We start from the raw sequence: 14,891 nt of genomic DNA on the forward strand, positions 1-14,891 counted from the left end.
ATTCTATAAAAATACCCAGCTATTGCTGGGATAAAATAATATCATTTTTTCTACATTTTTATTGAATATTAAATATATAAATTGTGACTTATGTGACAACTGTCGAATTTTTGTATACAATTGTGACAAATATTGAAGTTTAAAAAATAATATAAAATTCTTTCTATTAACAAAAAAGTATTATTTTTTTATATTTTTTCAATCATATAATCCTCAATATTTCTTTTTTCTGAATTTATATTTATTCCTATTATGTATATTTCTTTTTCATTATTTTTATTTAGGTATTTTTCATAATATTTCTTTTCTTTTATTTGGTTTATCGCTTCTTTTGCGCTTTTATCTAATTTTATTTCAAATATATATATTTTATCATTATGTTCTAATACTAAGTCGCTTCTTCCGAGATTTGTTAATTCTTCTGCTGTTATGTTTAATCCCGCTGATGCTAATATTGTATATATTAATGAGTGATAATAACTTTCCCTTTTTTGATGTAAGTTATACGGTATTGCACTTATTATCCTTTTTATTTCTTCTATTATTTCTTCTATTTTATTTGCTTCTATTTTTTCATATATTTTATTTTCTATTTCTTCTATTTCTTCTAATCCATAATTTGCTTCTAATATTAATTCCGAAAAGCTATTTTTTACTTCTATGTTTGGATAATCTAATATGTATTTTTTTCTTAGTCCATATCTTTTTATTCCTTTAAATGTTAAATATCCTGCTTGTGCAAAGAATATATTTGCTTTTGCATCTTCTATTTCTCGTGTTGAAAAATCCATTGCACTTACTGGATATTTTGTTAATTCTTCATAGGTTACTTTTTTTCCTTTTATATATTCGTATATAAATGATGGCGATCCACTTTCAAACCAGTAATTTTGAAATTCTTTTTTTTGGAAGAATTTTAATATTGAAAATGGATTATATACAAAGTGTTCTCCATCAAATGAGAATCCATTATAATATTTTTTCATTTCTTGTAATAGTTCTTTTTCTGTTATTTCTAATTTTTTTGCTGTTTCTTTTATGTATTCAGCAAAATAATTTTCCAGTTCTTCTTGTGTGTATCCTAGCATTTGTGAATAGTCATTATCTAATGATATATCATTTAAATTGTTTAATGCTGAGAATACTCCTGTTTTGGTGAATTTCGTTATTCCTGTTATGAATACGAATTTTATGTATTCATCTTTTGTTTTTACTTTTTTATAGAATTCTCTTAAGAATCCTCTTATTTTTTCTGCTTCTTTTTTATTGTTTATATGCTCTAATATTGGTGATTCATATTCATCTATTAATATTACTACTTTCTCATTATATTTTTTATTTAAACTTTCTATTAAATTACCAAATTTTGTTGGAATATTATTTTTTATTATTGGTATTTCTTCATTTATATATATTTTATTTATTACTTCATCTAAAGATTCTATAAAAGTTTCATATGTTGTTAAGGTATTATCAGACATATCTAATTTTATTATTGGATATTCTTTGAATTCCCATTTGTCATATATGTAGGTATCTTTAAATAATTCTTTTTCTCCTTTGAATATGTAATATAATGTCGAGATGGTTAAACTTTTTCCAAATCTTCTTGGACGAGATAGAAAATAATATTTCCCATTATCTATTAAATTAAATATATATTTTGTTTTATCTACATATATATAATTTCCCTCTATTATTTCCTTATAATCTTGTATTCCAATCGGTAATTTTTTCATCGTTTCCACCTCCGATTCAATTATACCATATAAAAGTAAAATGAGGCTTTAGCCTCATTTTAGCCTTTTGATTATTTTATTTTATACTTTGTCTACAAACTGCAATAAGAAATCAGGTCTGCTTTTGCAGACCTAATCTCTTATTATATTAATTTCATATTTCTGTGTTAACTTATATGTATAATACCCAAGAATAACTTTCAATGAATCAAATAATATAAACGGTAAAAATCCTATTTTAATTGCTTTCATTAAAGATAAATCAAGTTTAATCATTAATCCAGAAACACCAAAAATATAAATAATAAAAATAGCTAAAAATCCGTTAATAATATTATTAAAAGGTAAATATGCAACAAGTGTTGCTATTAAAAATCCTATTATATAACCTCCAGTAGGACCAAAAATCACTGAAAGACCTCCTCCAAAACCTGCGAAAACTGGCAACCCTACAGCTCCTAACAATACATATATCAAAACTGCTTTCCAAGCATCTCTTCTTAAAAAATATATTGTTAATACCACTCCAAAAACTTGAAGTGTAAATGGAATTCCAAATGGAGTTGGTATTTTAATCCATGATGTAACTATTAAAAAAGCTGTAAATAGTCCTAATAAGGATATTTTATTTTTCATATTACACCTCAAATATCTCTATTCTTCTTATTTTTAGATTTATTCCAAGCATAAAATGCTAACGCACCTACTGTTATGATAAACGGCATTGATTGTGTAACTTCGTATGGAATATTTAAGAATTGTAATGAGAATGATAATGCTTCTGAAAATCCAAATAACAATGAACCTAATGCAACTCCATATGCCGATGTTCCACCTAATGCTTGTGCTGCCAATGCAATAAAACCTCTACCTGATGTCATATCTCTTGCATACCATGAAACATATCCCATTGATAAGAATATACCACCCAAACTTGCAAGCATACCACTAATAATTAATGCGGTATATTGTGTTTTAAATACAGAAATACCAACAGAACGTGCTGCATCAGGCGATTCACCTACTGATCTAATTCTTAGCCCAAGAGGTGTCTTATATAACATATATTGAACTAAAAACACTAAAATTATAGCTACATATGTTAAAATATGATGTCCACTTAATATGTCGCCTAAAACTGGGATATCTTTTAATATTGGTATATCAACATTTGGCAAAACCAAAGACTTTAATGATGCCGAAGATCCCTTATCTCCAGTTAATAAATACAAGGCATAAATTGTTCCACCACTTGCAAAAATATTTAATGCAATTGCCGCCATTATTATATCTGTTTTTAATTTTAGTGAGAAATATGCCAATATTGATGACATAATTACTCCTGTTAATAATGCTCCTAATACTGATAACCATAAACTTTGTGTAAATCCACTTATAATTACACCAACAAAAGCGGAGAATAACATAGTTCCTTCAAGTGCTATATTTGGGGTTCCAGCTAACTCTGCAACTAATGCCCCTAATGCCGCTAAAAGTATTGGTGTTGTAACCCTGATTCCTGAAGCTACAAAATCCCATGACAAAATAGAACTTAATACACTATTCATTTATATCACCACCAGCTATTGCTTCTTCTGTGCTTTTTGCTTCTTTTTCTATTGCCCTTTGTCTCATTTGTGATAAGAAAGCTTCTGCTGTTACTAATAATATAATAGTTGCTTGTAAAATAGAGACCATTTCTGGTGGTATATTAGTATATCTACCCATTGTCTTTGCTCCAACTCTAATATAAGATAAGAATAATGCTGCTAATGGTACATAAATTGGATTATTTCTTGCAAGTGTGGCTATGATAATTCCATCCCAACCATAACCCGGAGAATATAACCAAACAAATCTTCCATAATATCCTAAAAGTTCAATTATTCCTGCAGTTCCTGCGATAGCCCCACTTAACAAATGCACTTGGAAAAATGTTTTCTGGGTATTAATACCTGAATGATATGCAAAATGCTTATTATTACCTATTAATCTCACTTTATAACCCCATGTAGTTTTTTTCATGACAAACCACAATGCAATACTCATTCCCAATGCTATTAAAATACCGCTATGCCATCTATATCTCGTATTTAATAAAAATAAAGTAGCAGAATCAGAAAATTTCAAGGATACTAATTGACCCGCATTAGGATCTCTTAAAAATGTTTTAATTATAAATAATCCCATGTATAATGCAACATAATTAAGCATTAAAGATGTAACGACTTCTGATGCATTCCATTTAGACTTTAAATAGCCTGGTATTGCAGACCAACCCGCTCCAACTAATGAAGCTATTAATATTACAACAATTGGAGTTATTATTGGTATTGAAGGGAAATAAATAGCAGCACCTGTTGCTATTGCTGCACCTAAAAATAATTGACCTTCAGCACCAATGTTAAAATGTTTAGCTGTAAATATTAAAGATACTGCTAAACCAGTAATCATAATAGGAACACTTTCATTTATCCATTGAATGAAACCTCTTAAATTAAATACCCAATGTCCTCTTCTGTGCTTTAAAATTGGAGATATTAAAAATGTTCTAAAAGCATCATTTGCATCTTTTATTGCAGACTTTAATTTATCAAAAAATACAATATCTCCTTTTGGAAATACTGTTATTAAAATTAATATATATCCTAATAACAATGCAATACCTATAGCAATAGCTGTTCTATATACTTCATATCTTTTTGTTGATTTCATACTAAATCACCCATTTCCTCTTTAGACATTTTTTTAATTCCAAGCATATATTCTCCTAAAATTTCTTCGTTAATTTTTTTAGCATCTTTAAAGTGAGCCACAAATTCTCCATGATATATTACTAATATTCTATCCGATACTTCTAATAATTCTGTTAAATCTGAAGACACCAATAACACAGCTACATTATTATCTCTTTCTTTAACTAATCTTCTCCTAATAAAATCTGCTGCTGCTATATCGATACCTCTTGTTGGCTGATCTGCTATAATAATCTTTGAATTAGATGTAAATTCCCTCGCAACAACGACCTTTTGAATATTTCCACCAGACAACATTTTTACTGCTGTTTTTGGTCCATCTGTTCTAATATCAAATTCTTTTATCATCTTCTTTGCAAATTCAGTAATCTTATTGTATTTCAACACACCTTTTTTAGAAAATGGCTCACTTTCAAATCTATCACTAATTAAGTTTTCTTCTATTGTATCTTCTTTTGATACACCATATAGCATCCTATCAGCGGGAATAAAACTCATTCCTATTTTTCTAAATTCATGAGGACTATTAGCATTTTTCATATTTTTACCAAAGATATGAATTTCACCTTTTTCTGGTTTATCCATTCCCGTTATAATATCAACTAACTCTGTTTGACCATTTCCCTCAACACCAGCTATTCCCAATATTTCTCCTTCTCTTAGCTTTAAATTTAAACCTTTAAGCATTTTTACTCCATCAAATCTTGTGTATTCTAAATTTTTTGCTTCTAATACAACTTTTCCTGGTTTTGCTGGCTCTTTTTCTATTTCTATATCAACATCTCTTCCAACCATCATTCTGGACATATCTTTTTCTGTAATGTCTTTAACTTCTGCCTCCCCTATAGTTTTTCCACGTCTTAAAACAGTAATTCTATCTGCAATTTCTTTAACTTCATTTAATTTATGAGTTATAAATATTACTGTTTTTCCTGCTTTAGTTAAATTTTTTAAAGCTTTAAATAATTCTACTGTTTCTTGTGGAGTTAATACAGCAGTTGGTTCATCTAAAATAATTAAATCTGCACCTCTAACTAATGTTTTAATTATCTCTACTCTTTGTTTCATTCCAACACTAATATCCTTAACTTTTTCATTCAAAGGAACGGGTAATCCATATTTATTCATTTCTTTTTCTACAAATTCTATAGACTTTTTTAAATCTATGGATAACCCTTTTCTTGGTTCCATACCGAGAACAACATTTTCAACAACAGTTAAAGATGGAACAAGCATAAAATGTTGGTGAACCATACCTATACCTAATTCTATAGCTTTATATGGCGAATTAATATGTACTAATTCACCGTTATAATAAATTTCTCCCTCTGTTGGTTTTTCAAAACCAAATAACATTTTCATCAAAGTACTTTTCCCTGCACCATTTTCTCCTAATAATGCGTGAATTTCACCTTTTTTTACTTTAAGATTTACTCCTTTGTTTGCAGTAACTCCATTAGGATATACTTTCCATATATTTCTCATCTCAAGAACAAATTCACTCATCCATCTCACCTTTCTTAATAGAAAATTTTAATTCCACATATAATCAATTGAAAATTCCAGAAAAAATTCTAATAAAGTTGAATATAGAATATATTATTGGAATTCAAAAATAAAACGAATGAAAACTCGCAGATTGTTTGATTTCCATAAAAGAAAATTTATAATAATAATGTGATGAACCATTGGAAATCCCCGAGAAAATTCGAATGAAGCAGGTCAATTTTGCATGGATGCAAAATTGAGTGAAGCCGAACACGGACGTGAGTCTGATACAACCTGCGAAAATGAGAATTTTCAAGGATTTAGAATTTCCACCTGGTGAAGAACATTATTTTATAATTTTCTTCAACTTTAATAAAACAGGGGCTTTAAATAGCCCCCATCTTCTCAAATATTATATGACTTATTTATTATTATGGTCTTACAGAATTTCTAATTTTATTTAACTCTTCGTTACTCATTCCATATGCTGTTGGAACTTTAATCTCTCCTCTTATAATACCTAATTCTATATCCTTTAATTTTACCAATACCCATGGATCAGATTTCATAATTTCTCTAAAGTATTTATTATCTGCTAAACCTATACCTTTTTCTTTCAATCCTAATGCTTCTGCTTTTCCTAAAGGCATTTTACCTTCTAAATATAATTTTATTGCTCTATATAATGAATAGTCAACATTTTTCATCATTGAAGTTAATGTATGATTAACAATATCCATATCTTTTTCTTCATACAATAATTGCATATCTGAATCAACACCAATTGCCCATCTATCCATTTCTTTTGCTGCTGCTAAAACACCATTTCCTGTTTCCCCAGCTACTGCAAATACAACATCTGCACCTTGTCTATACATGGATAATGTAAATTCTTTACCTTTGGCAGGATCATTCCATGCACCAACATAAGAAATTAATACTTTTACTTCTGGGTCAATATATTTTGCACCTTCTATATAACCTACTAAGAAATCATTTATAACTGGAATATCCATTCCTCCTAAGAAACCTATAACTTTTTTATCTGGAACAGAATATTTGAATTTTTTTGATTCAGATACTAATGTTGCCATTGCACCAGCTAAAAATGATCCTTCATTTTGTTTATATGTAATTGAATACACATTTTGAAGATTTCCTTTTGAATAGTCAACTGCATCATCAAAAATTACATATTTTTCATCTGGATATAATGGAGCAATTCTTTGTAATAATTCAACCATTTGCCATGTTCCAACAATTATAATATCATATTCACCACTATCAGAGATATCTTCTAATGTTGGTTCCCACTCTGAAGGATTATAACCCATTTCAATAACTTTTGTTTCTACTCCTAATTTTTCTTCTGCCATTTTCATTCCTCTTGCTGCAGAATCGAAGAATGATTTATCACCCAATGTTCCATTAATTAACAATGCTACTTTTACTTTACCAAACAATGTTAGTGATAATACTGCAATTAATAATACTACCAAAATCTTTTTCATACAAACCCCTCCTTTTTCTGATGTTTTAATTTTACTATAATTTTATATTTTTTCCAATTTGCCTAATCTTCAAATAAGCCCACATATTCCTGTTTATTAACATTAACAAGCCCATTATTTGTTATTTTTAAATTCGGTATAACTGCTAGCTGAACAAATGAAAGTGTCATAAATGTTGCGTCTATTCCACCTAATTTCTTCATTTCACCTTCTAAATGTTCTAATTCCTCAACAACTTCTTCTAATTCCTTATCAGCCATTAATCCGGCTATTGGCAATGGTAATCTCGCTAATACCTTTCCATTCTCAACCACAACCATTCCACCATTCATTTTTTCTATTTCTTTTGCTGCTATATACATATCTTCATCATTTGTCCCAATTATACCTATATTATGTGCATCGTGCCCAACACTTGTTCCTACTGCTCCGCTCTTTATACCAAATCCTTTAATAAACCCTAAAGAAAAATTGGTTCCAGTATGCCTTTCAAAAATAGCAATTTTTAAAATATCCCTTTCCACATCAGGAACAACATACCCATTTTCTACCTTAGGATCTAATATTAGTTCATCTGTCAATAATGAACCTTCATAAACCTTTATAACTCTTATTTTTTTACCTTTATCTTTTATTTTTAAATCGTCTGCTGTAAACTTTGGCAAAATCACTTTACCAAATTTTTTTGGCATATCATTATATACACCCTTCATTTCATCAACGAATTTACCATCTTCAACAACCAATTTTGAATCTTTAAACACCATTTTAATATTTATTTTTTCTAAATCATCAACAACAATCATATCTGCTTTATAACCAGGAGCTACTGCACCCATACTTCTTAAATTATAATATCTTGCCGTATTAATAGTAGCCATTCTAATAGCGATAATAGGGTCTATCCCTTTCTCTATACTTCTTCTTACTAAATAATCTATATCACCATCTTTCAAGATGTCTAAGGGTTCCCTATCGTCCGTACAGAAAGAAAAACTATGATGATTCATAATATTAACAGCTTCAATCAATGCTTCTAAATTTTTAGCTGCTGTCCCTTCTCTTATAAATACCTGCATACCTTTACCTATTTTTTCTAATGCTTCTTCTTTTGTTGTACATTCATGATCAGATCTAATAAATGCATCTATATATGCATTTAACTCTTTACCAGTAACTCCTGGAGCGTGTCCATCTATTTTCTTATACATATGTCTTAAAATTTCTATTTTGGTTAACAACTCCGAATCTCTATTAATAACCCCTGGAAAATTCATTACTTCTCCTAATGCGATAATTCTATTAGGATATGAATCTACAAACCCAACCATATCTTCAGGTCCAAGCCTTGCTCCAGATGTTTCCATATTTGTTGCAGGAACAGCTGAAGGTATTGCTATATAGACATTTAAAGGGATTCCTTCTGTAGATTTAATCATATATTCCAATCCATCCAATCCTAAAACGTTAGATATCTCATGTGGATCTGCTATTACTGTAGTTGTTCCTCTTAATAACACTGCTTTCGCAAATTGCCTTGGTGATAACATAGAACTTTCTATATGTAAATGAGCATTAATAAATCCAGGTAATACATACATACCTTTTAAATCTATTACTTCTTTTCCTTCTGTATAATCACCAATTCCTGCAATTCTTTTTCTAAATAATGCTATATTTGTTTCTTCTATTTCGCCAGTAAAAACATTTACGAGTTTTGCATTTTTTAATAATACATCAGGTTTTTCTTTTCCTAAAGCCACAGGAATAATATCTTTTATTTTCATTCTACCCCTCCAATCAATTTAAAAAAATTTTTTATTTTTTCATTGATTTTTATAAAAAAATATGTTATACTTTGAATAGATAAGGTTTGAATTAATTAGGCACTCCTGCTTTAAAGTGGCGGTATCTCTAAGATGCTGACCATTTTAAGGTGTTAGTGGGTGCCTTATTTTTTATATTTAAGATAATCATATATCTTTATTATTTTTCTAAATTTACTAAAATTAGGATAATTTTCATTTCTTCGAGCATCTTCACTCTTCTGATTATCATTCCTCAATATTTCAGGATATTTTATCAATAGTTCTTTTATATAATCTAATAATTCATTTAAATCAATATTTTCTTGGCTTAAATAAGCTATATATTCTACTATTTTTTTATCATTATTTTTATATTTTTCTTTTAAATCTTTTAATGTATAATTCTTATAATTTATCTGTTTTCTCTCATCCCACTTACTCCATACAGGTTTAATTTCATTAAATTCATTCATAAATTTTTCTGGCAAAATACCTTCATATTCTGAAATATATTTATAAACAGGTACTGAATAACTATTATTGTTTAAAAGGTTTGGAAGGGTTAATGATACTAATTCTTCAATATTATACTTTAAATTATTATATACAATATCCTTATATATGTCTTCTAGTGAAATTGGAGTATATCCTTTTTTAAGAATTTTTATAGCCCCTACTCCTATAACAAATTCAATATTTTCAGTATTATCCATTTCTTCAACATTAATAACCTCAATCTTATCTTTTGGATCATTATTCAAAATAATTTCATATAATTGCTCCTTTACTTTTCTTAATACTTTTATACTAAATTTTCTTTTATTTGACAAAATCGCATTATAAATAGGAGTAAAACTATTTGTTTTTATTTTTGTCATTTCTATAGTTTCATTTTCAAAATTTATATAAAAAGAACCAATATCATTATTTTCTGATTCACTCCACTCAATAAAGAATAAGTTTTCTTTTAATCTTTTTCTTTTATTTTCATCACTTAAACAATTTGATATTGCCTTTAAAATTTTTCTAATATTGGGATCATTCACAGAATATCCCATAAATATAACTGGATATTCTATAAAAATAGTTAATAATTTTGCTGCCAAATATGTATTTTTTTCATTAAATTTTCTATAATCACTTTCAGTTATTATTATACTTTCAGGATTTTCACAACTTCCATGAATCTTATAAATTTCACCAATTTCTTGAATATGAGAAAATAATAAATCTTCTTGACCAATATAAACTTTAAAATCTGAAAATATTTTTTCCAATAACAAATCATAATTTGTCGTAATTATTCCACTAACATTTTTTTCGGACGTTGCTTTTAATAAATTCAATTCATCTTTTAAATTTTCTGTCAATTTTTCACTTTTATATTCCAATGATTTAAAATATTCTGCTATTTGTATTTTAAATGGAGAAATCCCTTTTTCCAGTAGATTCTTATTTTCTTGAAATACTTTCTCGTTTCTTATTTTTGCAAAATTCCTTCTAAAATCTTTTTCTATACTTTCTGCAATAAGTGGATATATATTTTCTTCATTTATATTTTCATTAAAGGCTTTTACTTTATTATAATAAATTGCAAAAGACATATCATCCTTAAGAACTTTTGTAGAAAATATTTCAAGCAACTCCCTAAAACTTGGCGCTCCTAAATATCTTCTTGTTATTCCAGAACCAATAAACAAAAATGGAGCTGTTGGAATCTTCTTTAATTGATTTTCTAAATAAGTTTTTATATCCTTATTTTTCATAATTCACCCCATTACTTATCCTTAATATCTATCTTTTAAAACTCCATTCATTAAAGGTCTTCTAATCATTATAAAAATAAGTCCAAGAAAAATTATATTTAATATTGATGATGCCGAAAACAAATCCCATTTTGGATATGATGTCCCTGGTTCTCCAATAAGACTATATAATTTTACTGAAAGCGGATATAAAGAATCTTTGTTTAACAACATCAAAGAAGGGATAAATCCATTCCAACCTTTCATAAATCCTATCAACATTGATACAAGTATAGCTGGTATAGATAATGGAAATAAAATATAAAAATACGATTTTAATTTTGTGGTATCCAACAATGCTGTTTCTTCTATCTCTTTAGGTATTTTATCCAGATATCCTTTTATTAAAAATGTTGACATCGGTAATGTATGAGTTGCATATACAAGCGAAACTCCAAATAAAGAATTCAATAAATGGAGTTTTCTAAATATCATAAATAAAGCTATTATAGAATGAACTCCTCCTAAAAAGTCTATAAATATCAATAATGGTAATATCCAACTTAGATTATTTTTAGATATAAATAGAGCAAGTGGATAAGATATTATAGGAACGATAATTGACGTCAAAAAGGCTATAATTATTGTATTTTTTAAATTATGTTCAATATGGATTTCTGAAAATATCCTATTGTAATTTTCAAAAGTTAATTTTTCTGGAAATAATGTTACTGTTATATTATTTGTTCCAGATAATGATATATTTATTATGTTATACACTGGAAGCATAATAATTATTATTAAAAAAGCTAATAAAAGGTATTTAAACACCAGTTTTATCGATTTCAAATTCATTTTAATTTTTGTTTGAGGAATTACAGGTGTTTTTTCTTTAAAAATCAGCCACATTAAAGATATTATAGGGATAAAATCAAATCCTCCCCAAAAACCTTTAATACTTATATTTAAAATCATCATTGAAAAATCCAAAACAACAATCAAGCCAAATAAATTTCTTTTTCTCAAAAGAATAAAATATAATCCTATTGTCAATAGTAGAATAATTCCAGGATTAAAAATATAAGATAATATTTTTATAGCAATAACAAAGGCTAAAAACTTTTTCAATGATAATGTTCTCCTGGTTAGGAAAATAAATGCAATTAACATAACAAATATAGCTGAAATTACACTATATGCAGAAATAATACCAAAATCATATTGTGTATTTGAAATAAAATAATTAAAAACTCCCATTGTTGTTGTTATTCCTACAATACTATGTGAAGTAAAACCAGAAAAAAGCGGGGGACCACCTGCAGTTAAAAGGAAAGGAACTGTAAAATCCTTAAAATGATTTGCAAACGTAATTAAAAACCACGTTATTATCGTGGGTTTTATATATGGTATAGTTATATTTATTAATGTATTCAAAGAATTTGCCCCATCTATCTTTGCTGCAAGATGTAGCTCTCGTGGCACTTCTTGATATGCTGATATTAACACCATAACTACTATTGGTAACTCAAGCCAAATGCTAACAAAAATCCCCCATCCCAAACCAGCAAAAATATCTGTAAATATATTCGTATTTAAATGAAAAATATTTTTTATAATAGACTCTGTTCCATAACCATAAATTAAAGACCTCCAAATCAAAACTCCCATATATGAAGGTATTATCCACGGTAACATTATTATAAAAAACAACATTTTTTTATTTTTCGCTTTAGTTTCTAATATATAAGCTATTATTATTCCTAAAATTATTACTATAGATGAAATTATTGATGCCCAGATAAAACTTATTTTAACAGCAATACCCATTCCAGAATCATTCAAGACTTTTATATAATTTTGAAATCCCACAAAAGATCCATCTTCTCCAAAAGGAGAATTATAAAATGATGTTTTTAACATTGATAACATCGGTATTATTAATATAAATATAATTAACACTAAAGCGGGTAATACAAGTAAAAATTTTTTATTTCCCATCCATAAACTCCTGTGCTTTTTCTACAATTTCTCCATCATAACCTTCTTTTTGTTTCAAAATTAATGTCATCATAGTTCTTACACCTTGCCAGTATTTTGATTTAAAATATGCTGATGTTGGCATCGTTTTACCTATTCTTGCTGATTCATAAGCAACTTTGAAATATTCATCTTTATCTTTTAGAATATTAAATGCTTCTTTATTTACTGGGAATTTATATAAATCTTTGCAAAATTCTATTTGAGATTTTTTATCTAAAATATATTTAATAAATTTTTCGATCTCTGGTGTCTTTTTACCTTTAATTATGCTAAAACCTTTATAATCTAATATAGGAGTCATATAATTTCCAGCTTCTTCTATATATGGCAATGGTAAAATTTTGAATTCGATACCAGATTTAATAAAATCAGGAATCATAAATGTACCAAAAAACATTGATGCAATTTTACCCCTCTTAAATCCCGCTATTAATCCTTGTCTTTCCAACCAATGAGCGCTTTTACCAACAATATTTTTAAATATAAAATCTATTGCTTTATATGTTTCATCATCATTTACTATTATTCTACCATCTTCCATTAAATTTTCTTTTCCAAATGCCCATTGGAAAGGTGGAAACCAATATGGTGAATTTGCTCCCCATGCTAAACCCATTATTTTCCCTTTACTTTTATCTTCTACTACATAACTAGCAAATAATAAATCTTCAAAGGTTAATCCTTCATCTAAAGGAAAACCATTATCGTAAAAAATCTTGTCATGATAATATAAAACCTGTGTATCAAAATAAAATGGTACACCATAATAATGTTTTTCTTTTCTAAAATTATTAGATTCATTATTTATAATACTTTTTTCTACACTAAATGCATCAAAAGCTTTATCTATAAAACTATCTCCCATTTCATCTTTAAAATTATCTACATTTTCTATCAAATTTGAATCTGTTAATATCCCTATTTCATCATTTTTTATTAAAATAATATCGGGTAATTCGCCACCGCCACGATATGTGTTTAAAACTTTGCTCACAATCTTTTTTTGTTCTACTAATTGAATTGTTATATCTGGGTTTTCTTTTTCAAATTCCTTAATAATATTATTCATTTGTTCCATACCTTCATATTCAAACCAGACAATAATATTTTTTGAAAAAACCACTAACGAAATAAGCAACAATAAAATTATTAAAACTTTTTTCAAAATAATACCCCCTTTTTAAAATTTTTTGTGATATAATCTTAACATATATTATACATCAAATGGAGGAATAATAAAAATGAAAATATTAGGAGTTATTTTAGCTGCTGGACTTTCTAGCCGTTTTAAGGGCAATAAAATGCTTTTTAATTACAATGGAAAACCTCTTCTACAATGGACAATTGATTTTGTAAATTCTTTTAATTTCGACTCGATAATTATTGTAAACGAAAAATGGAAAGAATATAAGAATTATTTTTATCTATATGATTTTAAAACAATAGAAAACAAAGAATATAAAAATGGAATATCATCTTCTGTAAAAACTGCAATAAAATATGCTTTATCTCATGGTTATGATAATGTGTTAATATTCCTTGGTGATATGCCTTTAATACCAAAAAATATAATAGAAAAAATATTAAAAATTCAAACACAAAAACCCATCATTGCACCTTATTATAATGAAAAAAAAGGATTTCCAACTTTAGTAAAAAATGAAATTTTTGAAGATATATTAAATCTCAAAGGTGATGCTGGCATAAAACAAATAATAAAAAAACATCCTAATCTTGTTGAAAAAATAATTGTTGATTCACCAGAAGTAATTGTGGATTTTGATTACAAACCTTGAGGAGGGAA

At 27.4% G+C, this 14,891-nt stretch carries 11 protein-coding genes; 1 reads left to right on the forward strand and 10 read right to left on the reverse strand.

Annotated features, from left to right (window positions below):
* Positions 1 to 188: 188 nt before the first annotated feature.
* The 10 genes from ACZ5CK_RS09840 to ACZ5CK_RS09885 form a co-directional block, all read right to left on the reverse strand.
* Positions 189 to 1,739, reverse strand: a complete 1,551-nt coding sequence (locus ACZ5CK_RS09840; RefSeq protein ID WP_464581635.1) for an ATP-binding protein — start codon at positions 1,737 to 1,739, stop codon at positions 189 to 191.
* Between the two features lie 132 nt (positions 1,740 to 1,871).
* Positions 1,872 to 2,375 (reverse strand): biotin transporter BioY, encoded by a 504-nt coding sequence (locus ACZ5CK_RS09845; protein WP_464581636.1) that lies wholly within the window; start codon positions 2,373 to 2,375, stop codon positions 1,872 to 1,874.
* 8 nt (positions 2,376 to 2,383) lie between these two features.
* Positions 2,384 to 3,307 (reverse strand): ABC transporter permease, encoded by a 924-nt coding sequence (locus tag ACZ5CK_RS09850; protein ID WP_464581637.1) that lies wholly within the window; start codon positions 3,305 to 3,307, stop codon positions 2,384 to 2,386.
* The gene (locus tag ACZ5CK_RS09855) at positions 3,300 to 4,454 is read right to left on the reverse strand and encodes an ABC transporter permease (RefSeq protein WP_464581638.1); all 1,155 of its coding nucleotides are present in this window, start codon (positions 4,452 to 4,454) and stop codon (positions 3,300 to 3,302) included. The genes ACZ5CK_RS09850 and ACZ5CK_RS09855 overlap by 8 nt, the downstream gene beginning before the upstream one ends.
* Positions 4,451 to 6,001 carry an ABC transporter ATP-binding protein gene (locus tag ACZ5CK_RS09860; RefSeq protein ID WP_464581639.1) on the reverse strand — a complete coding sequence of 517 codons (1,551 nt, stop codon included), beginning with the start codon at positions 5,999 to 6,001 and terminating at the stop codon, positions 4,451 to 4,453. Before ACZ5CK_RS09860 ends, ACZ5CK_RS09855 begins: the two co-directional genes overlap by 4 nt.
* A gap of 413 nt (positions 6,002 to 6,414) precedes the next feature.
* On the reverse strand, positions 6,415 to 7,494 hold the full coding sequence (locus ACZ5CK_RS09865; protein WP_464581640.1) for a BMP family ABC transporter substrate-binding protein: 1,080 nt from the start codon (positions 7,492 to 7,494) through the stop codon (positions 6,415 to 6,417).
* Between the two features lie 62 nt (positions 7,495 to 7,556).
* Complete coding sequence (gene ade, locus ACZ5CK_RS09870; RefSeq protein WP_464581641.1) at positions 7,557 to 9,281, reverse strand: adenine deaminase; 1,725 nt, start codon at positions 9,279 to 9,281, stop codon at positions 7,557 to 7,559.
* A 164-nt stretch (positions 9,282 to 9,445) separates the two neighbouring features.
* Complete coding sequence (locus ACZ5CK_RS09875) at positions 9,446 to 11,068, reverse strand: SIR2 family protein (protein ID WP_464581642.1); 1,623 nt, start codon at positions 11,066 to 11,068, stop codon at positions 9,446 to 9,448.
* 21 nt (positions 11,069 to 11,089) lie between these two features.
* Positions 11,090 to 13,045 (reverse strand): ABC transporter permease subunit, encoded by a 1,956-nt coding sequence (locus ACZ5CK_RS09880; protein ID WP_464581644.1) that lies wholly within the window; start codon positions 13,043 to 13,045, stop codon positions 11,090 to 11,092.
* Entirely contained in the window at positions 13,035 to 14,252 is a 1,218-nt protein-coding gene (locus ACZ5CK_RS09885; RefSeq protein WP_464581646.1) for a sugar ABC transporter substrate-binding protein, read from the reverse strand. The genes ACZ5CK_RS09880 and ACZ5CK_RS09885 overlap by 11 nt, the downstream gene beginning before the upstream one ends.
* 76 nt (positions 14,253 to 14,328) lie before the next feature.
* Here ACZ5CK_RS09885 and ACZ5CK_RS09890 point away from each other — a divergent pair, with 76 nt between their 5' ends.
* Positions 14,329 to 14,883 (forward strand): nucleotidyltransferase family protein, encoded by a 555-nt coding sequence (locus ACZ5CK_RS09890; protein WP_464581647.1) that lies wholly within the window; start codon positions 14,329 to 14,331, stop codon positions 14,881 to 14,883.
* Positions 14,884 to 14,891 lie beyond the last annotated feature (8 nt).

This window comes from Marinitoga okinawensis (assembly GCF_055387075.1).